We start from the raw sequence: 19,710 nt of genomic DNA on the forward strand, positions 1-19,710 counted from the left end.
TTTAACTCAGAGTATTGTCACCTTTGTCTTCAGGAAGCTCAAGTCTTCATCTAAATTAGAGGAACAAATAACGGTCAATGGGAAAAGGCGTTTTCGTTTTTATTTTTGCTATGCTTTGCAGCATCGTTTTACCTGCTCAGGATAACACGCCTAAATACAGCAATGAGTTTTTGAACATAGGAGTGGATGCGCGGGCTTTTGGTCTCGGGTTGAGCATGGTATCACACACCGCTGATGCATCCTCAGGTTATTGGAATCCTGCCGGACTCTCCAAAATGGAACCTGATCATCAACTAGTGCTCATGCACTCAGCTTACTTTGCGGGTATTTCCAACTACGATTACGGGGCTTTTGCCACCCGCCTGGATGATAGTTCTGCACTGAGTGTTTCGGTCATTCGGTTTGCTGTAGACGACATTGCTGATACCCGACTTCTTTTTGATGCCAACGGGTCAGTGAACTATGATAACATCCGGTTTTTTTCAGCGGCAGACTATGCTTTTTTGATCTCTTACAGTCGGCGGCTTAGGGTGCTAGGAGGGTTGGATGTAGGGGGGAGTGTTAAAGTCATTCGTCGGATTGTTGGTGATTTTGCAGGATCCTGGGGGTTTGGAATGGACGTGGGCTTACAGAAAACCTGGAAATCATGGAATTTTGGATTGATGGGACGTGATCTTTTTGGCACGTTCAACAGTTGGTCTATAGCAGATGAGGAATTGGCTGAGGTCTATGCCCAGACCGGAAATGAACTTTATAGCAGATCGCTGGAGGTGACATTGCCCAGGGTGATATTGGGGGCATCCAGAACACTTAGTTTTCTGGATCAATTTTCATTGATGACCTCTCTGGATCTGGTCACTACTACGGACGGGAAAAGAAACACATTGATCAGAACGGAGTCCTTTTCGGTAGATCCGTCACTGGGCGTGGAACTGGGGTATGAGCAGCTGGCGTTTTTGAGGGGTGGGATAGGACAGTTTCAGCAGATCAAAGATTTTGATGGTAGCCAGTCGTGGACATTTCAACCGAACGTAGGCATTGGACTTAAAATACAGGAAGTGGCCATTGATTACGCATTCACAGATATCGGTGATCAGGCAGCAGGACTTTATTCACATGTTTTTTCAATCAAAGTGGACTTCAATGTGGTGGACTAGAGTTTTTTTGTTGGGGGGGTGCATCTTGTTGGGCTTGGCGGTAAACGCACAGACCTTTGGCAATGAATGGATCAATTACGAGCAGAGCTACTACAAAATCAAAATAGCCAAGGACGGGGTGTATAAGGTTACAGCTGATGAGCTGGCCATTGCAGGTGTGCCTGTTGCCAATATTGCCGTGAATAGATATCAGCTCTTTCGCCGTGGCGAAGAAGTGGCCATAGCCACTCAGGACACCAACAACGATGGGAGGTTAGATTCCTTTGAGTTTTATGGTAAGAAAAGCGATGGAAAGGCAGATACAGAGCTCTATGTGTCTCCAGAGGCACAACCACATACCTATTACAATTTATTTTCAGATACAGCGACTTACTTTCTCACCTGGCATCTGACCAATACAAGTGGGAAGCGAATGGAATTCTCAAGTATCAAAGACGCCACAGGTCTAACTGCTGCGCCCTATCATACTGATAGCCAGTTGAAACTTCAGGTAGGCACGTACGCCACGGGCTTGCGCTATGGCTCTACCAATGAGATCCTCTCAGCCAGGTATGATTACGGAGAAGGATGGACAGGTAGTAATATTTCGAAGAATGCTTCTAATACGTTCAACTATACTCTGAGCAATGTGGAAACCACTGGCCCCAAGCCAGTGCTCGAACTGGTACTTACAGGGGTCAGTAGTTTTGAGCATGTAGTGGACATTCGTGTGGGTAGAAACACCAATAATTTGAGAACCCTTGCCACGGTAACTTTTGATGCCAGGTATCACAAATATTACAGTGGAGCCCTTGAGTGGAGTGATGTGGGTGCATCAGGAGAGTTGATGGTTCAGGTTACTCCCAAAGGGCTGTCAGGACAAACTGATGTCATCAGTGTGTCATACGTCAAAGTAGACTATGCTCAGAAATTCAATCACACCAGTGGCGCTAAAACATACAACATTGGGTCAACCGGTGCTCAAAGGGGGTATGTGAAAGTACCCACAAGTGTGGCGTCCTCTCTTCGTGTGTTTGATATTACCAACCCTGTAGCACCAAAGTCCCTGGCCACCACTGCCTTTTCAGACAGGCTGGAGTTTGTTTTTCCAGACCTCACCATCGATCGGGTGTTGCATGCGTTTGAAGCTCCGTCCGCTGTGCCTTCCATTTCAAAGGCCACTCTCACCCCATTAGGAGTTACCAGTGCCAACTATCTACTGGTCACACATCCTAAGCTCGATCAGCTGGTGGATGGTGTGAATCCGGTGACCGCTTATGTCAACTATCGTAAAAGTTCGGCCGGAGGCGGCTATGATGTACTGAAAGTAGAGATCTCCAATCTTTTTGATCAGTTTAATTATGGGGACCCCTCTCCATTAGCGATCAGAAATTTTGTGGGATATGCCCTCAATTCTGGAGCCCCACAGTACCTCTTTCTGATCGGAAAGGGAACCACTGTCAACCATAAGTACTATCGCAATAACCCCCAAACGACAACTCTGACTCACTATGTGCCCACTTTTGGCTATCCGGGGTCTGACCTGCTCTTCAGTGTAGATACTCAAGCTGGAAACCTGGCTCCTCAGGTGGCCACCGGGCGTTTGAATGCCCTGAATAGTGGAGATGTGAAGGCCTATCTCGATAAAGTAATGGAAATGGAAGCTGTTCCATATGATCAGTTGTGGCGGAAGAATCTGATCCACCTAAGTGGGGGACAGACAGCAGGGGAGTTGAGATCATTCGAAAACTATATTCTCAACTTCAAATCGATTGCCGAGCGAGATTTTCTTGGAGGCAAGGCGTCCAACATTAATAAAAACAGCACGGATGCGGTGAAAGTCATCAACGTGGCTCAGGAAGTCAATCAGGGGGTAAGTTTGATTACCTTTTTCGGACACTCCAGTAGCATCGTTACGGACATAGAGATCGGCAGGGCCTCCAACCCGGCAGATGGATATACCAATAAAGGAAAATATCCGGTGATCCTGGTCAATGGTTGCAATGCGGGCGAGATCTTCACCACCAGCCTCACTTTTGGAGAAGATTGGATGAGAACACCGAATGCCGGGGCTCTCGCAGTGATGGCCAATTCAGATTTTGCACTTTCTTCCAGCCTCAAACGATGGTCTGATCTTTTCTATCAATTTGCTTTTGCAACTGACGAAACATTTGGACGATCTCTGGGAGAACTGACGAAACTGGTTTCCGAGAGGTTTTTGGAGGTTTACGGGACGGGAGGCACTGAGCAGTCTCAGGTGTACCAAAACGTATTGCAGGGTGATCCGGCAGTGAAAGTGTTTGGCGCCCAGTCGCCAGACTATGAAATTCAAACCTTAGAGACTTTTGCTTCAGCATTTGGCCAGGAGAGAGTACTGTCCAATGCCGATAGCTTTCAGATTAATATCCCGGTGAGAAACTACGGGCGTTCTGTCAGAGATTCGCTGAAGATCACGATCCAAAGGACTTTTCCGGACGGCTCTCAGGAGACTGTAAGTCGCTATTTCGAAAGGGTATTGAGGCAGGATACCCTCAGTTTTACCCTCTACAACGATCTGGAGAGCTCCAATGAGGGCACGAATACTTTTCTTATTCAGCTGGATCCGGATAATGATGTGACCGAACTCAATGAAGGGAATAATATGTCCAATTTTGAGCTGTTTATCCCCAAAGGGAATACAATTCCACTATATCCCGTCGACTATTCTATTATCGCCGAGCCTGTGATCAGGTTGCTTTGGCAGTCGGCCAATCAGCTGGAGCAAAACCGTGTGTATTCATTGATGGTGGATACTACTGCCACCTATAATAGCCCTTTTCTGAAAAATGAATCGCTTGAAGGAGGGTTGTTGATGAGCTATCCGCTGGATCTTACTTCAGCTCCTGATAGCACCACGGTCTACTGGCGCACGAGGTTTTCGGAAGCACGAGATAATGAAGACACCTCGTGGGTGGAGTCGTCATTTACGCTGGTGAATGATGCCGCGGAGGGCTGGGCCCAGGTGGGAGCCTATCAGTTTGAGAAGGATCCATTACATGGGGTTAGTTATGATGTGAATAGTAAGAAACTAAGTTTTCAGGAGACAAAAACGGGCATTCAAATCAATACACATGGTGTCGACAGCCCCAATGAGTACGTGGATTATCAGGTGATTGTGGATGGAATCAATCTGCTCCTCACAGACAATGCCGCCGACCCTACCTGCAAAAGACTGAACGCCATTAATGCGGTGGTATTTGATAAGGAGTCTGCGCAGCCATATAGGCCGTTTGGTTTCCTTGGTACAGATGTTTATGATGACCTGGTCTGCGGACGTCTGCCACAAATGATTCATAATTTTAATGAAAGTCAGGTGTTGGGTAGTACCCGATACCTTGACAGCATTGTCTCTGTGATTGACAATGGAGACGTGGTGTTGCTGTTTTCTTTTGACTATGTAGCGTTTTCCAAATGGGATGCACAGATAAAATCTTCTCTGAACAACATTGGTATTGCCAATGCCACTATTGAAGGATTAACCGACGGACAGCCGGTCATCTTTCTGGGTAGGAAAGGAGACCCTGTCGGAAGTGCCGTGGTGGTGACTTCTGATGGAAGTGCCGTGCCGTTAAAATCTCAGGCGATAGAGCTGGTGGGGCTGGTGACCGGAAAGTTTACTTCAGGAAACCTCAGTTCCACGCTGATAGGCCCTGCCAAAAGGTGGCAGAGCTTTCATTATGAGGTAGATGGCGAACCAAACGATAGTTGGCAGTTCAGTGTGACGGGCGTATCACCCACTGGTCAGAAGGATTTGATTTTTTCTGGCAGCAGGTCCACAGAGATAGATGTCTCCGAATTGGATGCAGATCTTTATCCTTATATGACGCTTAATTTTGCATTTGCAGATGATGCTGACCAAACCCCACCTAACCTAAAAAGCTGGGGGGTCAACTACGAATATCCGGCAGAGGGGATTTTGGTACCTGAGGATTATGAGATTAAAGAGGTGGCTGAAGGCGCTGGTTTTAGCAGAAATTATTTGTTCACCAATATATCCAATGCTGAGTTTACAGATTCACTGAATGTGCAGGTGGCGGTGACCAATGTGACCAGTGGAAATCGTGAGTCTGAAAATTACCGTGTGGCGGCACCGGCACCTGGAGATACCACCAGGATAGAGGTGACAAAAAATACGCGTGGCAGAACGGGTTATAATAACGTCCTTGTGAGTGTGCAAGCCCCTGAAACGGAGCTCTACACTGTGAATAATATGGTGAATCAGCTGAATGCCCTTCTGGTGACTGAGGATGAGATCAATCCGGTGCTCGATGTGACCTTTGATGGGGGGTATATTTTGGATGGCGATATCGTGTCGCCTACACCAAGTATTCTGATTCGGTTCAAGGACGACAATGAGTTTTTGTATAAGGATGATACCTCCGGGATCACCATTGAGCTGAAGTCTCCATGTGAGGCCTGCGATTACGAGCGGGTGAGCTTTGCCAACCCCAAAGTGACTTATTCCCCGGCCAGTGAGTCTGAAGATTTCGAAATCAACTATACGCCAGGTCCACTGGAGGATGGGGTTTATGCCCTTCGGGTGCAGGGAACGGATGAGAGTGGCAATCAGTCAGGTGAGTACCCATATGAGATCTCGTTTGAGGTGATCAATGAGTCTACCATCACACATTTCTACCCTTACCCCAATCCCTTTTCTACCCAGACCAGGTTTGTTTTTACCCTTACGGGCAGCACTATGCCCGACCGTATCAAAATTCAAATCATGACGGTGACAGGCAGGGTGGTGCGTGAAATCACCCAAGATGAAATAGGCCCCTTACGAATAGGAAATAACATCACCCAATACGCCTGGGATGGACGGGATGAGTATGGTGATCAGCTAGCCAATGGAGTCTACCTCTACAAGGTGTTCATTCGCCAGAACGGAGAGCAGATAGAGCACAGAAATACCAATGCCGACCGGGCTTTTAAGCACGGTTTTGGCAAGCTTTATATTTTGAGGTAATTCGTTTAGAGGATTATCAAAACAATGAGGCCAGTTTCATGGCCACACCTTTATCGCCATCAATTTTCATTTTTCCACCCATAAAGGCCATCATCGGATTGAGGTTTCCGTGCATCATTTTATCAAAGTTTTCCAGAGATAATTTGATGGTGCAGGAAGCGTCGAGCTCCTCATTGGACACCATGGTGGGGCTTACAGTGTCATCGAGGTGGATCAAACCCTCGTCAAATTTGAAGTTAATTTTGGCTTTTACTTTTCCACCATTGTTGGCGGCCAGTTTCTTTACTTTTTCGGTAGCTTCTGATAGGGTCATGTTGTGTTGTTAAGATTAGTTCTTTGGTTTAAAGGTAACTTCAAAAAGTTTAGGCCAGAGCTTGCCAGTCACATATGTACGCCCTGTCGCCGCATGATGTGCAATACCATTCAGTGCATCGATCTCCCGGGGATTAAACTGACTCGACAGACCTGTCATATCTATATTTCGTAGCACTTTGCCTGTTTTTGGATCAATCACCACAATGAGGTCTTCCATATATACGTTGGCATAGATAAGACCATCAATAATTTCCAATTCATTGAGGTTCACTATTTTTTCATCATGTGTATACACCTCAAGTCGTCCGGTTTCTGAGAAGTCCCTGGGGTCTAGCAGGTGAAGGACCTCGGTGCCATCACTTACCACCAGAGTATTGTTCAGGGTGGTAACTCCCCAACCTTCATGGGTATAATGAAAGGTGTTGGTCTGCTCCAGCGCCCGGTTGTACACAAAGCCCACTTGAGAAGTCCAGGTGAGCTGAATGATCTGATTTTCCCAAACGGTACTTCCTTCGCCAAAGTATTGACTGGAGAGGTTCACTGTTTGATATTTCTCAGCGGTGAGTAGGTTGGTTTTACTCAGCCTGGAGAGTCCTTCTCGCCCTGTGCTCTCCACCAGGGTGTCATCCAAGAAAAACAGGCCCTGTACATAGGCTTCCGGGTCGTGGGGGAGTTCGCGGATCACTTCGTAGGTGTAGGCCTCAGGTTGCGTATCTGAAAAGAAGCGAATTTTTGGATAGTGAGTTTCCGTGATGCCATTGGCGTACACAGTCACCCGAAGTTTTTGGGTGCCGGTTTTGGCCTGATCGGCGGTCCATTGAAAGGTCGGCTCCTGATAGATCTTGGCTTGTCCTTCGTAGTCCAGCACGATGGAGTCGATCGTTTCTTTTGATTCTATCGAAAAATTTACTGCATCACCCAGGATGTATTCGGAGTTCACTTTGGGAGCCACCAGTTTGCTGTGCTTTTTGATTCGGGGGGAGCCATGACTGGCCTCCGCATTTTCCTTTTCTCCGCTACAGGAAAACAAGCTTAAGAGTAAGGCCAAGGCGAATGCTATGAATGTGTGGGTCTTTTTCATGAGCCGGTAAAATTAGTATAATTACCCAATAAATGCGGAAGGCAGGACGGACTACAAGAACAAACGAACCTGAAGGTATTTAGATACTGAAAAGGCGACGTTATCAGGCCTAGTGCCCGTGGACTTTGCGCTCTTTCTTTTCGGTAAAGTTCATTTTCATCAACAAAGGTACCGTAAGGCCCTGGTAGAGCACGGAGCAGGCCACCACAATGTAGGTCATGGTGACGATGATGTCCTTGCCATGAAAATCTGACAATGAAAGCGAGAGTGCAATGGGCAGACCTCCCCTGAGGGCGCCCCAGGTGAGCACCGGGATTGTACTGGGCGAAAAGGACCGCTTGACTGACATCAGCTTGATTGGGATATAAACACTGATCCATCTTCCCAGTAGTACAATATTGACAGCAAAGAACCCCGCTGAGAAATAATCCAGCCTTCGCGGGATCACCAGCATTTCCAGCCCGATCAGTACAAAGAGCATCGCCGCCAGCGACTCCTCCATCAGGTTCCAGAATTTAAAAACATAATCTCCTGCCGCACTGGTTACGTGCTCACCTCGCCCTTCATTACCAATGACCAGTCCCATGACCACTGCCGCTTGCTTGGACGACACGTGTATAAAATCCGCGAGAAATGAACCCGCCATGACGATGGCCAGAGTAATAAGAATTTCTACCTCTACTGCATCGTTGTCTACATATTTCAGTAGTCTGTATCCCAGATAACCCAAGAAAAGCCCGATGAAGATTCCTCCACCAATGTCGGCACCAATGATATATACAGTTTCAAATACCGAGAGGGCATGATCTTCGCCCGCATGGGCTATGTCCAGCAGGGTAAGCGCCAGTACCACGGCCATACCATCATTGAAGAGGGACTCCCCGGCAATTTTGATTTCAAGCTCTTTATCCAGGTTGAACCTTCTGATAGTTTTGGTTACCGCTATGGGGTCTGTTGGGGAAATTAATGCTCCGAATACCAGACAGTAGAGATAATGCAGTTCGATGCCCACAAACTCGAGCATGTAGAAGACTAGGGTTCCAATGACAAAAGTGGAAATCAAAACACCCGTGGTAGCCAGTATCAGTACGGGGGTGCGTTGTTTGGATAGCTTCTTGAAATCTATGTTTAAGGCCCCAGAGAACAGCATGAAGGAGAGTACCACATGATAGAGCACTTCTGCGTAATCGTACTCTTCGAGCTCTACAGCGCCAATCTGAAGGCTGGGAAAAATCAAACCCACAATCAAAATGATCACAGACAGCACGATCGCCATGATCATAAGACCTATGGAAGACGGTAATTTCAGGAAGTAGGTATTGACAAATATGAAGAGCCCTGCGAGAAATATGAAAAGGGCAATAATATCAAATACGTGCATAAGTGTTGCCGATTAATCGTTTAGGCGTTAGGTACCGCAAAGTTATTTTATTATTCGTCATATTACATAGGATCAACAGGCTACAATTGACCCTGCTCACAATTTAATGCTGAGCAACGGCTTTGGGTGGTTTATCGACATTCAGCACGAAAGTCATGCCGAAGATACTTTTTTTTGCCATTTATTGCAAGATTGGCCCGTCCCCAATGGGGTATTGATTTGGTCTGTTTTGTATAATTTGCGGACTATGAATAGGAAAATTCAAGTGCACTATGATCGGCTTCAGGCGGGGAAGGAATCCCTTTTTCGGCAGCTTCAACCCTGTAGTGAAGATCAGCTCCGGTGGAAGCCGACGGGGAATCAGTGGTCGGTTTTGCAGGTGTTGGATCATCTGCATTTTGCGGAAAGCGGATCCCTTAATTATTGTAAGAAAAAGCTACTCGCGGGAGATCAAATGCCGGGAGCTTCCCTATTCAATTCAGTGAGGATGGAAGTGTATGATATTATCCTTTATTCAAGAATCAAGATAAAAGCGCCTGCAGTGGTGATCAGTCCGTCTAATGAGCGGAATTTAGAAGAAATGAAATCCTTATTCGACCAAACAAGTGATGACCTGAAGGCGTTTCTGGATGAGTACCCTGATGAGTTTCTGAATAAGGGCATTTATAAACATCCAATGGCCGGGCGAATTACTTTACCCGCTATGGTGAAGTTTTTCAATGCACACCTGATTCATCATAGGCATCAGATCAACCGGCTACTTCATCAACAGGCTTGATGCTTTTTTTAAGTCTGCCTTTGAATGAATAGTATAGGAAAAGCACGACGACAACAGGAAAGAATAGTAAGGTCATATTAGCTGGTCTTTTGAGAATACTCAGTTAAAGTAATAAATATTTTACAAAATATTATTAAAATAGTCATATTAATTGTTAGTCACTAAAAACTTAAAGTTTGCCTATGACGAGGCAGCAGCCCTCAACTTCCCGGACTGGGAGGTTGCTTCGGGTGATCATGCGTTGATCCTGGGCCCATCGGGTTGTGGAAAAACCACCTTGCTTCACCTACTATCCGGATTGCTACGACCTACTTCAGGTTCGGTGGTGATAGAAGGCACTCACCTGGAAGCTTTGTCCTCATCTGCACTGGATCGATACAGAGGGCAGCACATTGGTTTTGTGTTTCAGAAGCCCCACCTCATCGGGTCGCTTACGGTGGAAGAAAACATCAGATTGGCCACATTTTTTGGTCACAAGCCAAAACGAAACAAGGAGATCAATCAGGTATTGGAGGACTTGCAGATTCGTGATCTTGCGCATCGGAAGGTTTATGAAGTAAGCCAGGGGCAGGCTCAGCGTGTGGCCATTGCCCGATCAGTCATCAACCAGCCAGCGGTGATTTTTGGTGATGAGCCCACTGCCAGCCTCGATGACGAGAGCTGTACCGCGGTGGTTCAGTTGCTGAAGAGCCAGGCTGAGGCCTGCGGGGCCACCCTGATCATCGCCACGCATGACCATCGGGTAAAAAGTGAGTTTCCAAACCAGTTGACATTATGAATATCCCATACTTGAGTCTGCGAAGTATCCTGGCCAAGCCACTCAGCAGTTTTCTGAGCTGGCTCCTGTTGGCTTTCGGGGTGACAGTGGTGCTGTTGATTCTGCTGGTTTCCAAGGAGCTTGAAAACGAAATTTCTAAAAACACCAAAGGAGTGGACCTGGTGATTGGTGCCAAAGGAAGCCCCCTCCAGCTGATTCTGGCCAATATCTTTCATGTGGATTTTCCCACAGGGAATATCAACCTCAAGGAAGCTGTGGAGGTGAGCCACAGCAGGTACATCGGCGAGGTGATTCCCCTTTCTCTGGGCGACAGCTACGCTGGCTACAGGATTGTGGGCACCACAGATGCGTATGCTGCCTTGTATGGAGCTGAACTGACGATGGGCGAGTGGTTTCATGAGCCCATGCAGGTGGTTGTAGGTGCTCTGGCAGCCGAAAAGCTGAACCTTCGTTTGGGTGACACTTTTGAGAGTCAGCATGGTTTGTCTGAAGATGGAGAAGCCCACGAAAGTGAGCCATTTGTGGTGGCGGGGATCATGTCGCTCTCCAACACTGTGCTGGACAAGCTGATCCTGACGGGGGTGGCGAGCATCTGGCAGGTGCATGGCCATGAAGAGGTGCATGAATTACACGAAGAAGACTCACTGGTCTCCATCGATCATTGGGGGCTTACGGTCACTCAGGAGCAGTATGAGGAGGAGCAGATCACGGCACTTCTGGTAAAGTACCGTTCTCCTATGGGTGCGGTGATGCTGCCACGAGCCATCAATGGAGAGAGTAGCATGCAGGCTGCTTCCCCCGCTTTTGAAACTGCCAGGTTGTTTAACATCATAGGGGTGGGCATTCAGGTATTAAATATTTTGGGTGTGATGATCATCGCTATATCAGCAGTGAGTGTGTTCATTGCCTTGCTCAACTCCCTGAAGGATCGAAAGTACGATATAGCCATAATGCGATCCATGGGGGCCACACGTAGCCAGATCTTACTCCACATTTTATTTGAGGGATTGATGATTACTTTTGTGGGGGCGATTTCAGGATTGCTCATTGCTCATGGAGTGGTGTATGCTATGGCATCATCATTGGAGGGGATTAATCCGCGCACTTTTTATTTCATCAATGAGGAATGGATTGTGCTCTTTGGTTGTTTACTTATTGGCCTTTTGGCCTCTGTGATTCCGGCGGTACTGGCCTATAAAACAGATATTTCAGAAACATTAGCAAAAGGATAAATATGCGTCTATTACTAAGCGGCTTGATGATCATTTTTGGTACTTGTGCGATGGCGCAGGGTACTTCGGCTGAGAACTGGAAAACCCTCAGCAAGATCGAATACGAAAAATCAAAGGACGAATACGGCGAAATATATGTTCCCAAGTTTGGTCCGGATATCAAAAGTATTGAAGGAAAAGAAATAGAGCTTTCGGGCTATATCATCCCTTTCGAAGGGATGTTTGAGCCGGATCATCTGATTATTTCATCTGTGCCCGTGGCTTCCTGTTTTTTTTGCGGGGGTGCTGGTCCTGAGTCTGTAGCCGAAATCTACCTTGACGAGTCTGTAAAGTATACAGCTAAGAAGGTGACCATTACTGGAAAGCTAAAATTAAATGATTCTGATGTAGACCAACTGATGTACATCCTGGAAGGAGCCAAACTACAACCTAATTAACCCTATGAAAAAAATACTCTTGATATGCCTGGTCTTAGCGGCGGCATGTAGCCAAACGAAAAAGGAGGACACCAAAGGACTGAAGGATCAGGTAATGGAAGTCCATGATGCGGTAATGCCCAAAATGGGTGAGCTAAGAATGACAGAAAAGCAACTACTGGTCATGGCTGACTCTGTGGCAGGGGATACCACGGCGGCTGCCCGCTATCGCGAACTGGCGGTGGCTGTGAGCTCCGCCAATAAATCTATGATGACCTGGATGCACGGCTTTGATCCCGATTTTGTCGGATCCGAAGAAGAGGTGAAGGCTTATCTTGAAGGTCAGTTGAAAGAGATAGAAGAGGTAAAGCGCCTCATGCTCAGCTCTCTGGAAGAGGGCCAGAAGGCCCTGAATTAATTCTCGGCCTGATTACAGTTTTTGAGCCACTGGGTGACATCTCGTGTAGCTGAGATGCCCGCTTCATTTCCCCAGGAGTTGCTGATATAGGTGACTATCTCAGCAATTTCAATGGGCGTAAGGTGAGTGTTGGCAGGCATCATTTGATTATAGCTGACACCATTTACTGTGATCTCACCAGTTTTTCCATTCTTAATGAGGCAGGCCACTTCTTTGAGGTCCGCCATCAAATAATCCGAACCAGCCAGCGGTGGGTATAACTTGCCCAGACCAGTGCCATCTGCCTGATGACAATTGGAGCAGTAGGTTTGGTAGAGCCCCTTCCCCTGCACCATGTATTGAGTGAGTCGGATTTCCGTGCGCCTGTCCACTGGCTTTTCATCTGCGGTTTTCTTGGGTGAGGTACCACAAGAGGTCAGGAAAATTACCAGAATGAGGAGTGTTGATTTAAAGTTTTTCATCGGTGTTTTTGGTAGTCAGTCGGGCAATGTCGTGGATCAGGATATCCACCTGCTCTGGCACAGTGCCATCATATACCCCCCTGATTCTTCTTTGCTGATCAATTAACAAAAAGGCGCCGCTGTGAATGAATCCACCGGGGGCGGTTTCGTCTTCATTGGCCACTACCATGTAGCTTTTCTCAGCTATATCGTAGATTTCGTCCTTATCTCCCGTTACGAAATGCCAGGTGTCTGAGGACACCCCCAGTCGCTCAGCAAAGTCATGGAGTAGTGCCACTGTGTCATATTCCGGGTCAATGGTGTGCGAGAGGATCGCCACTTCGGGATGGTCTTTGTATGCCTCATATACCCTCAGCATTTGCTGCTTCATCACCGGGCATATAGTAGGGCAGGAGGTGAAAAAGAAATCAGCCACATACACCTGCCCAGAGAAGGTTTCATTGGTGATGAGGCTGCTGTCCTGATCTACAAACTGGAAATCGGGTATGGTGTGATAGATGGTGTCATACACTGTTTCGCCATTGACGACCGATTCATTAATTTCCGATCGGCCGAGAATGGGGAGCTCGTAGTTGGACTTCACTTCTCCACAGCCATAAAGGGTTAGCCCTAGGAGGAATAACAGGTTAAACTTGTTCATCTTGATTGTTCTCTTATTCTTTTATAAAGTTTGATGGCCAGCATGAGTGCAAGGGCAAAAGTGAAAATGCCGATGGTGCCCCATATCCAGCTAATTTGATTTTTTACAACGATCAGAAATACGATGGCCACGAGAAATAATGTGGCTACTTCGTTCCAGATTCTTAATTGGTTGGAGGTGAATTTAGTTTCTCCTTTTTGTAATTTTTTGTAGAGGTAGTGGCAGCTAAAATGATAGAGGAACAGAAAAAACACAAAAGTGAGCTTGATGTGCATGAAAGATTGTTGAAGCCAGGCGGGCTGCAAAATAAGGAGCCACGAGCCGAAAATCAGGGTGAGAATGGCTGACGGCCAGGTAATACCAAGCCAAAGTCTGCGCGCCATAATGGCCAGTTGTTCACTCAAAATGGTCTTTTCCGGCTCTGGTTTAAGCTGCGCCTCAGTCTGATAAATGAAAAGCCTCACAATATAAAACAGCCCCGCAAACCAGGTGACAATGAAGATGATATGAAGCGCTTTTACATTTAAATAGTCCATCAATGAGACATTTTAAGCATTTATGTTGTTAGACTTACGTTGCGGCAAAAGTTGCACAAAAATGTAACTCCGTGGCACACTTAACAAACTTTTATCTATTCCTAACTATTTGAATTTAGCATATGAGTGATCAATCTAAGCTCTGGTATTTTGAAGACGTAGATTTATTTGAAATACTGTGTCCTGCGAAGACTCCCAGCATGGAGGAAAAGCACAGCCCCAATGTTTTCAAAAAGGATGAATTTATCTATTTCCCTGATCAGCCCTCCCTGAACATTTACATGATCGCCTCTGGACGGATAAAGATAGGGAGCTACACTGAGGAAGGTAAGGAGATTGTAAAAGCCATTCTTACCAAAGGAGAGGTTTTTGGAGAACTCGCATTGGCGGGAGAGGACAGACGGTCAGATTTTGCTCAGGCCATGGATGATGACACACGGGTCTGCCCGATGACCATAGAAGACCTGAAGGAATTGATGAAGGACAGTCAGGAACTCAGTCTTAAGATTTTCAAAATTTTGGGCTTTAGGCTTCGCAAGATGGAGCGCCGGATAGAATCGCTGGTCTTCAAGGATGCCAGGTCTAGGATCGTTGATTTTCTAAAGGAAATGGCGGAGGAAAAAGGTCAAAAAGTAGGTTTTGAAATGATGATTAAGAATCATCTTACCCACAAGGACATTGCCAGTCTTACGGGCACTTCCAGACAGACTGTCACCACGGTGATGAACGAGCTCCGGGAAGAAAACGTGATCAACTTTGATCGGAGAAGAATCCTCATTCGGGATATGGCCCGCCTGAGCTAGTCAGGTTACTTACTCGTGCTCCCAATAGGCATCTCTTATTAAACTCTTCATGGAAAGCTTGCGACCATCGGTGGCCTCCATTCGGAGCAGGTAGTTTGGGTACTCGCCATTGATCCAAAAGGAGAGATCAGGCCCTTCAGCCCTGCTCAAGTTCACTTTCCATGGGTTGAAGACAAAGGCCGGGTCAATGTCACTCAGGTCTTCTGCGTTGGCCTTGGTGACAGAAATGGTCGCTGTTTCTGCTTCCGGCAGGTTTGCCCGGCTGCTGATTTGCATGGGGTAGAGGAGGATGTCGAAAGTAATCCCCTCTTCAAAATTTAATGTTCGGAGCGTATAGCTTAGCTGATCCTCAAACCACGGCCCTTTTCTGAGCTTATCCGTGCCGTTGCCCTGGCCATCCCAGTAGCTCATGTATTGATACTTGTAGTTGTTTCCATCTTCCACAAAAGACTTGGCCGTATTACCGCACCATTCCTGTGAGGTGTTGGTCAGTTTATGTACCAGACTGGCATCATCTCTTTTCAGAAAAACCGAAGTGAGATAATGATACGGGTACTTCATGGTAGGAATCCTACAAAACTTATTGATTTTCATGACCTCATATAAGTCATTGCGGTCATAAGCATCGGTTTTTACCTGATACTCCTTATTAAAAGTTTCCTTGACGAGTACATAGGTATATTCAAATGTCCGGGATTTCCCGTAAACTACTCTCTCTGCATCGTAAGTTACCACTTCAGCCTTTCCGTCATCCCAGAGGGCGTTCTTAGCCCAGTCTTTTTGCAAGTATGGGTCTGCAGGCGAAGATGTACTCTGTGAGCAGGAGTTGGATACACCAGCGGCAAATACAAGGATCCAAAGGAGTTTAGAGGTCTGCATCATCCGGGTCTACAAATTCAAATTCTATGTCGGAGTCCTTCAGGTCCTGAAAGGTGTCAATGTCATTGAGTTCAGGTAGCAGGTGAAAACTGGCATTCATCTCTCCGATCTCAGTGAGTACATCCATCATTACTTTGTCGTGGCTGTACTTTTTGTCATGAAAAAGCTGCGGGTAGAGCTTATTCATCCCGATCAGATAATACCCTCCATCGGTGGCTGGTCCTATCACGATATCGTTTTTGTCCAATTGATCAAAGGCCTCTTCAATGTGTGTGCCTTTCAGCTCGAAACAATCAGACCCTATGATCACTACTTTTTTGAATTTCTTATCAAATCCATGCTTGAAGGCGTTCATCATCCTATCTCCCAGATCCGGGCCTTTTTGCACAAAGAGCTTGTATTTTTCTGTGTCCCAGGTGTCTTCTATTTCCACATACTCCGAATAAAACACCGCCTTTGCACAGTCCAGATCCTGTGTCACTTCAAAGGTGTGTTCTACAAGGTACTTGTAGACATCCAGTGCTCCATCTATCCCTATATCCTTAGCCAGGCGGGTTTTTACCGCTCCGGGGATCAGGTTCTTTACAAAAATGATCAGTAGGTTTTCGCTGTTGTCACTCATATACTTTTATGCCATTATAGAGCCACTGAGACCAGTTTTTATTGTACGTGTGCACACTGTCAGTGGGTAGGTTGTTTTTATTGATTATTGTATTTCCCTGGTTTTTCCAGTTGAAAATGCCTCCGTAAAGATTGCTGACATGCTGGTAGCCTGCAGCCAGTAGCTCTTCCCCGATCCGCTCGCTGCGGTAGCCCACAGAGCAGTAGACTACCACTTCTGCATCTTTGGGAATCTCCCGCACCATGGAGATTTTAAAGTTATCAAAATCTATCAAATGAGCCCCTGCAATATGGCTTACGCCAAATTCTTCGGGTGCCCGCGTGTCGAGTATGTATACTCCTTCTTTTGTTAGTTTGTCTTTCAGTTTATCAGCCTGTATGACCGGCACCGTATTGCGGTATAAACTTTCCATCTTTTCGTCAAAGGTCTTTTGCCCGCAGGCAGGAAGCCAAAGGATACTGAGCAAAAAGAAAAAAAAGTTACGCGCTTTTCTCATGAGATCTGATGAGTTCTATTGCAAAGGTGCTTAGCACCACACCATATTCCAAAACAACCCAAATGGCAGATAGTTCGAATCCGGCCTCCTGATAGCCAAAATAGGTAACGAAAATCATCAATGCCCAGGCAATGGGATAGTAAAACCCGGAAAGTAACCCAAGGGCGATAAGTGGCAAAATATACCAGGGATGTACAGTGGTAGCCAGCAGGAGATATAGCGAAAGGGAGAAGAGCATGGTTTTGTGCACGGGCCATTTTCTTCTTTGACCCCTCAGGGCCAGTCCCACTATGCCCAGTATGGTAATGCCCGAAAGGGCAGGGCCAAGTATGCCAATGATATTATACCCTTTCAGCCAAAAACCGACCTCTCGCAAAAGGAAATATACGCTTGCATTGAATTCAAATTTCTGAAAGTAAAGACCCAGGCTGGACTGCATGCCCGAAAGAATGGCTGAGTTGATAAACGGAATCAGGCCGATGCTGACCACCAGGCCAGCTACTATCCCCAGAGTGGCTCCATCCCTGAACCATTTTCTAATCACTATGGCAGGCAGGAAGATCAGTGGCAGGAGCTTGGTAGCGGCTGCCAGCCCTAGCCCAATGCCGCTGCTGATCATCCGGTTTTTTTCAAAGGCGTAAAGACCAAGCAAAAGGAAAAAGACGACCAATCCTTCAAAGTGTATGTTGCCAGTGGCTTCCAGAATCAACAAAGGATTGAGGAAAAACCAGCTGATGACAGAGAGGTCTTTTTGCTGTAATTGAAGTAATTGGAATAAAAAGTAAACGCTGCCCAGGTCAGCCATCAACAGTACCACCCTCAGTACGTTGGCTTGAGCCAGCCAGGAGGTACTCAAGGTAGCGCTGACCCAAAAAAACAGTTGATTGAGAGGTGGATACACTGAGTAGTACGGTTGAGAGTTCAGCTGATCGTACAATTGCTGATCCACACCTTGAATTCCCTGTGCGAGGTATTCTGCAGGCAACCGGGCATATGGCGAAAAGCCTTCGCGGAGGAGGGTGCCGTCCCATATGAACCGGTAGAGATCATCGGACAGTGAGGGAAGTCCCAGGAACAGGATGAGCCGGGCCGTCAGCCCTATGGCCAGGAGTTGGGGGAGTTTGATCTCGCTTTTGCAAAGCCAGAAGTAGGCAAAAAAGGCAGAGAAATACGCAAACAGTAGCATCCAGCCATGATGTCGGGGGATGAGAAGGCCGGTGGCAGAAATACCTGCAAAAAAGATAAAAACTGCCGCAAAGACAGCCGTTTTATCCTGCTTTGGCATCATTGAAAGGCTTGATCGAAAGGAAAAACACCGCTCCAAACCCCAGGGCGAGCATCGTGTGGAAAAGGAGGAGGCCAAAGTTCTGTATTTGGATGCCCGTCACCACCCCAAAAACAAAATATAGTGCCAGCAGGCCTTCCATGATGGTGAGTGGAGCAATTCCTTTGGTCAGGTAGCTATTCCCTTTCCAACTGTCTTTTTTGGATCTGATATTAAACTTTGGCGTACGAATGAAAGGTGATTTAATGCCCAGATAACCTTCTGTCACAGCGATGGCATTGTGCAGCGCCATACCCATGGAAAAGATCAGAAACAAAGGAAAATGAATCAGGTAATACTTCAGTGAAAAATGGGGAGTAGCCGCTCGTGCTGATACCCAGTAGAAGATAGTCATTCCCACAAAGCCGACGATAAACACTCCGCCCAGGTTAAAAATGATTTCGAAAACTGGCTGAGTGCTTTTGACGAACAAAACAGGGATCGACAAGACCGCTGCCAGAAGTAAGAAGAGGAAGACTGAGCTGTTGAACAAATGAAGCAGTGCATGCAGCTTCACCTGAAAGGACTGGCTCGACTTTAAGATACTCACACAATTCTTTCGGGCCGTTTCTGCCGCACCCTTGTTCCACCGATACTGCTGTGATTTGATGGCCGCGACCAATACAGGCAGTTCGGCAGGACTTGTCACATCTTCCAGGTATTGAAACTTCCACCCCTTGAGCTGTGCCCTGTAGCTGAGGTCCAGATCTTCGGTGAGTGTGTCGTGTTGCCAGCCGCCAGCTTCTTCTATGCACGTCTTTCGCCAGATGCCGGCGGTGCCGTTAAAGTTCATGAATTTACCAGAGGAGTTTCGCGCACCCTGCTCCACGGTAAAGTGTGCGTTCAGCCCGAAGGCTTGCATCCGAGTGAGAATGCTGTATTCCTGGTTGATATGGCCCCAGCGTGTCTGCACCATTCCTATGCCTTCTTCAAATGCGGGTAAAGTTTTCAGGAGAAAGTCGGAATCGGGGAGGAAGTCCGCATCAAATATGGCGATGTATTCACCCCTGGCTTCCTGCAGGCCATATTGGAGGGCCCCTGCTTTAAATCCAATGCGCTCTGAGCGAACCACCTGACGAATATTGATGCCTTTTTCAGTCCACTCGGCTATTTTGGCCACCACCAAATCACTGGTTTCATCTGTGGAGTCATCCAGCACCTGAATCTCCAATTTATCCTTGGGGTAGTCCAGGGCACACACACAGTCAATGAGTCGCTCGATGACGTATTTTTCATTGTATATAGGCAACTGCACGGTCACGAGCGGGAATTCGTGGAGAGGCTTGTGGACATGATTCTTTTTTCCTTTTCGGTAGAGAAAGGCCAGGTATAGCTGTTCCAGGCTGAAAAGACTAATAATCAGCAGGGCAAAAGAATATCCAAAAATAACGATCCACTCCATGTACTCA

Annotated in this window: 19 protein-coding genes; 8 read left to right on the forward strand and 11 right to left on the reverse strand. The window is 46.9% G+C overall.

The features are described from left to right. The first annotated feature begins 77 nt into the window (after positions 1 to 77). Positions 78 to 1,157, forward strand: coding sequence for a putative type IX sorting system protein PorV2 (locus tag ACHKAR_RS11545; RefSeq protein ID WP_395417501.1), 1,080 nt, complete (start codon positions 78 to 80; stop codon positions 1,155 to 1,157). Beyond that, the gene (gene porU2 / locus ACHKAR_RS11550) at positions 1,144 to 6,141 is read left to right on the forward strand and encodes a putative type IX secretion system sortase PorU2 (protein ID WP_395417502.1); all 4,998 of its coding nucleotides are present in this window, start codon (positions 1,144 to 1,146) and stop codon (positions 6,139 to 6,141) included. The genes ACHKAR_RS11545 and porU2 overlap by 14 nt, the downstream gene beginning before the upstream one ends. A gap of 16 nt (positions 6,142 to 6,157) precedes the next feature. Here porU2 and ACHKAR_RS11555 read toward each other — a convergent pair whose 3' ends face one another. From ACHKAR_RS11555 to ACHKAR_RS11565, 3 genes are all read right to left on the reverse strand, one after another. Next, the gene (locus tag ACHKAR_RS11555) at positions 6,158 to 6,454 is read right to left on the reverse strand and encodes an SCP2 sterol-binding domain-containing protein (RefSeq protein ID WP_159585143.1); all 297 of its coding nucleotides are present in this window, start codon (positions 6,452 to 6,454) and stop codon (positions 6,158 to 6,160) included. A 15-nt stretch (positions 6,455 to 6,469) separates the two neighbouring features. Continuing rightward, positions 6,470 to 7,537: a glutaminyl-peptide cyclotransferase gene (locus ACHKAR_RS11560; RefSeq protein ID WP_395417503.1), complete on the reverse strand. Its 1,068-nt coding sequence runs from the start codon at positions 7,535 to 7,537 to the stop codon at positions 6,470 to 6,472. 109 nt (positions 7,538 to 7,646) lie between these two features. Continuing rightward, positions 7,647 to 8,918 carry a cation:proton antiporter gene (locus tag ACHKAR_RS11565; RefSeq protein WP_159585141.1) on the reverse strand — a complete coding sequence of 424 codons (1,272 nt, stop codon included), beginning with the start codon at positions 8,916 to 8,918 and terminating at the stop codon, positions 7,647 to 7,649. A gap of 247 nt (positions 8,919 to 9,165) precedes the next feature. On the opposite strand from ACHKAR_RS11565, the gene ACHKAR_RS11570 reads away from it, so the two are divergent. The 5 genes from ACHKAR_RS11570 to ACHKAR_RS11590 all read left to right on the forward strand — a co-directional run bounded on the left by ACHKAR_RS11570 (position 9,166) and on the right by ACHKAR_RS11590 (position 12,540). After that, entirely contained in the window at positions 9,166 to 9,696 is a 531-nt protein-coding gene (locus ACHKAR_RS11570; RefSeq protein WP_395417504.1) for a DinB family protein, read from the forward strand. A 151-nt stretch (positions 9,697 to 9,847) separates the two neighbouring features. Further along, entirely contained in the window at positions 9,848 to 10,474 is a 627-nt protein-coding gene (locus ACHKAR_RS11575) for an ABC transporter ATP-binding protein (protein WP_395417505.1), read from the forward strand. Continuing rightward, positions 10,471 to 11,706, forward strand: a complete 1,236-nt coding sequence (locus ACHKAR_RS11580; RefSeq protein ID WP_395417506.1) for an ABC transporter permease — start codon at positions 10,471 to 10,473, stop codon at positions 11,704 to 11,706. Before ACHKAR_RS11575 ends, ACHKAR_RS11580 begins: the two co-directional genes overlap by 4 nt. Positions 11,707 to 11,708: 2 nt before the next feature. Next, positions 11,709 to 12,143, forward strand: coding sequence for a hypothetical protein (locus tag ACHKAR_RS11585; RefSeq protein WP_395417507.1), 435 nt, complete (start codon positions 11,709 to 11,711; stop codon positions 12,141 to 12,143). 4 nt (positions 12,144 to 12,147) lie between these two features. Next, the gene (locus ACHKAR_RS11590; protein WP_395417508.1) at positions 12,148 to 12,540 is read left to right on the forward strand and encodes a hypothetical protein; all 393 of its coding nucleotides are present in this window, start codon (positions 12,148 to 12,150) and stop codon (positions 12,538 to 12,540) included. Here the strand turns inward: ACHKAR_RS11590 and ACHKAR_RS11595 are convergent. From ACHKAR_RS11595 to ACHKAR_RS11605, 3 genes are read right to left on the reverse strand one after another with little or no spacing between them, the layout of a single operon-like run. Then, positions 12,537 to 13,001, reverse strand: coding sequence for a c-type cytochrome (locus ACHKAR_RS11595; RefSeq protein WP_395417509.1), 465 nt, complete (start codon positions 12,999 to 13,001; stop codon positions 12,537 to 12,539). The genes ACHKAR_RS11590 and ACHKAR_RS11595 overlap by 4 nt on opposite strands. Further along, positions 12,988 to 13,641: an SCO family protein gene (locus ACHKAR_RS11600; RefSeq protein WP_395417510.1), complete on the reverse strand. Its 654-nt coding sequence runs from the start codon at positions 13,639 to 13,641 to the stop codon at positions 12,988 to 12,990. The genes ACHKAR_RS11595 and ACHKAR_RS11600 overlap by 14 nt, the downstream gene beginning before the upstream one ends. Next, complete coding sequence (locus ACHKAR_RS11605) at positions 13,638 to 14,177, reverse strand: CopD family protein (RefSeq protein ID WP_159585133.1); 540 nt, start codon at positions 14,175 to 14,177, stop codon at positions 13,638 to 13,640. The genes ACHKAR_RS11600 and ACHKAR_RS11605 overlap by 4 nt, the downstream gene beginning before the upstream one ends. Positions 14,178 to 14,299: 122 nt before the next feature. Between ACHKAR_RS11605 and ACHKAR_RS11610 the strand changes: the two genes are divergently transcribed. Further along, positions 14,300 to 14,980, forward strand: coding sequence for a Crp/Fnr family transcriptional regulator (locus tag ACHKAR_RS11610; protein WP_159585132.1), 681 nt, complete (start codon positions 14,300 to 14,302; stop codon positions 14,978 to 14,980). Between the two features lie 9 nt (positions 14,981 to 14,989). Here the strand turns inward: ACHKAR_RS11610 and ACHKAR_RS11615 are convergent, their stop codons facing one another. From ACHKAR_RS11615 to ACHKAR_RS11635, 5 genes are read right to left on the reverse strand one after another with little or no spacing between them, the layout of a single operon-like run. Continuing rightward, entirely contained in the window at positions 14,990 to 15,862 is an 873-nt protein-coding gene (locus tag ACHKAR_RS11615; RefSeq protein ID WP_395417511.1) for a hypothetical protein, read from the reverse strand. After that, positions 15,846 to 16,481 carry a TIGR04282 family arsenosugar biosynthesis glycosyltransferase gene (locus tag ACHKAR_RS11620; RefSeq protein ID WP_159585130.1) on the reverse strand — a complete coding sequence of 212 codons (636 nt, stop codon included), beginning with the start codon at positions 16,479 to 16,481 and terminating at the stop codon, positions 15,846 to 15,848. The genes ACHKAR_RS11615 and ACHKAR_RS11620 overlap by 17 nt, the downstream gene beginning before the upstream one ends. Next, complete coding sequence (locus tag ACHKAR_RS11625; RefSeq protein WP_395417512.1) at positions 16,474 to 16,977, reverse strand: rhodanese-like domain-containing protein; 504 nt, start codon at positions 16,975 to 16,977, stop codon at positions 16,474 to 16,476. The genes ACHKAR_RS11620 and ACHKAR_RS11625 overlap by 8 nt, the downstream gene beginning before the upstream one ends. Continuing rightward, positions 16,961 to 18,265: a glycosyltransferase 87 family protein gene (locus ACHKAR_RS11630; protein ID WP_395417513.1), complete on the reverse strand. Its 1,305-nt coding sequence runs from the start codon at positions 18,263 to 18,265 to the stop codon at positions 16,961 to 16,963. Before ACHKAR_RS11630 ends, ACHKAR_RS11625 begins: the two co-directional genes overlap by 17 nt. Continuing rightward, on the reverse strand, positions 18,246 to 19,703 hold the full coding sequence (locus tag ACHKAR_RS11635) for a cellulose synthase family protein (protein WP_395417514.1): 1,458 nt from the start codon (positions 19,701 to 19,703) through the stop codon (positions 18,246 to 18,248). Before ACHKAR_RS11635 ends, ACHKAR_RS11630 begins: the two co-directional genes overlap by 20 nt. Positions 19,704 to 19,710 lie beyond the last annotated feature (7 nt).

It is taken from the genome of Marinoscillum luteum, assembly GCF_044005705.1.
In the GTDB taxonomy this organism is placed as follows: domain Bacteria; phylum Bacteroidota; class Bacteroidia; order Cytophagales; family Cyclobacteriaceae; genus Marinoscillum; species Marinoscillum luteum.

Coding starts and splice junctions, on each gene's coding strand:
- ACHKAR_RS11545 (WP_395417501.1), top strand. CDS start 78: ATGGGAAAAGGCGTTTTCGTTTTTATTTTTGCTATGCTTTGCAGCATC.
- porU2 (WP_395417502.1), top strand. CDS start 1,144: ATGTGGTGGACTAGAGTTTTTTTGTTGGGGGGGTGCATCTTGTTGGGC.
- ACHKAR_RS11555 (WP_159585143.1), bottom strand. CDS start 6,454: ATGACCCTATCAGAAGCTACCGAAAAAGTAAAGAAACTGGCCGCCAAC.
- ACHKAR_RS11560 (WP_395417503.1), bottom strand. CDS start 7,537: ATGAAAAAGACCCACACATTCATAGCATTCGCCTTGGCCTTACTCTTA.
- ACHKAR_RS11565 (WP_159585141.1), bottom strand. CDS start 8,918: ATGCACGTATTTGATATTATTGCCCTTTTCATATTTCTCGCAGGGCTC.
- ACHKAR_RS11570 (WP_395417504.1), top strand. CDS start 9,166: ATGAATAGGAAAATTCAAGTGCACTATGATCGGCTTCAGGCGGGGAAG.
- ACHKAR_RS11580 (WP_395417506.1), top strand. CDS start 10,471: ATGAATATCCCATACTTGAGTCTGCGAAGTATCCTGGCCAAGCCACTC.
- ACHKAR_RS11585 (WP_395417507.1), top strand. CDS start 11,709: ATGCGTCTATTACTAAGCGGCTTGATGATCATTTTTGGTACTTGTGCG.
- ACHKAR_RS11590 (WP_395417508.1), top strand. CDS start 12,148: ATGAAAAAAATACTCTTGATATGCCTGGTCTTAGCGGCGGCATGTAGC.
- ACHKAR_RS11595 (WP_395417509.1), bottom strand. CDS start 13,001: ATGAAAAACTTTAAATCAACACTCCTCATTCTGGTAATTTTCCTGACC.
- ACHKAR_RS11600 (WP_395417510.1), bottom strand. CDS start 13,641: ATGAACAAGTTTAACCTGTTATTCCTCCTAGGGCTAACCCTTTATGGC.
- ACHKAR_RS11605 (WP_159585133.1), bottom strand. CDS start 14,177: ATGGACTATTTAAATGTAAAAGCGCTTCATATCATCTTCATTGTCACC.
- ACHKAR_RS11610 (WP_159585132.1), top strand. CDS start 14,300: ATGAGTGATCAATCTAAGCTCTGGTATTTTGAAGACGTAGATTTATTT.
- ACHKAR_RS11615 (WP_395417511.1), bottom strand. CDS start 15,862: ATGATGCAGACCTCTAAACTCCTTTGGATCCTTGTATTTGCCGCTGGT.
- ACHKAR_RS11620 (WP_159585130.1), bottom strand. CDS start 16,481: ATGAGTGACAACAGCGAAAACCTACTGATCATTTTTGTAAAGAACCTG.
- ACHKAR_RS11625 (WP_395417512.1), bottom strand. CDS start 16,977: ATGAGAAAAGCGCGTAACTTTTTTTTCTTTTTGCTCAGTATCCTTTGG.
- ACHKAR_RS11630 (WP_395417513.1), bottom strand. CDS start 18,265: ATGATGCCAAAGCAGGATAAAACGGCTGTCTTTGCGGCAGTTTTTATC.
- ACHKAR_RS11635 (WP_395417514.1), bottom strand. CDS start 19,703: ATGGAGTGGATCGTTATTTTTGGATATTCTTTTGCCCTGCTGATTATT.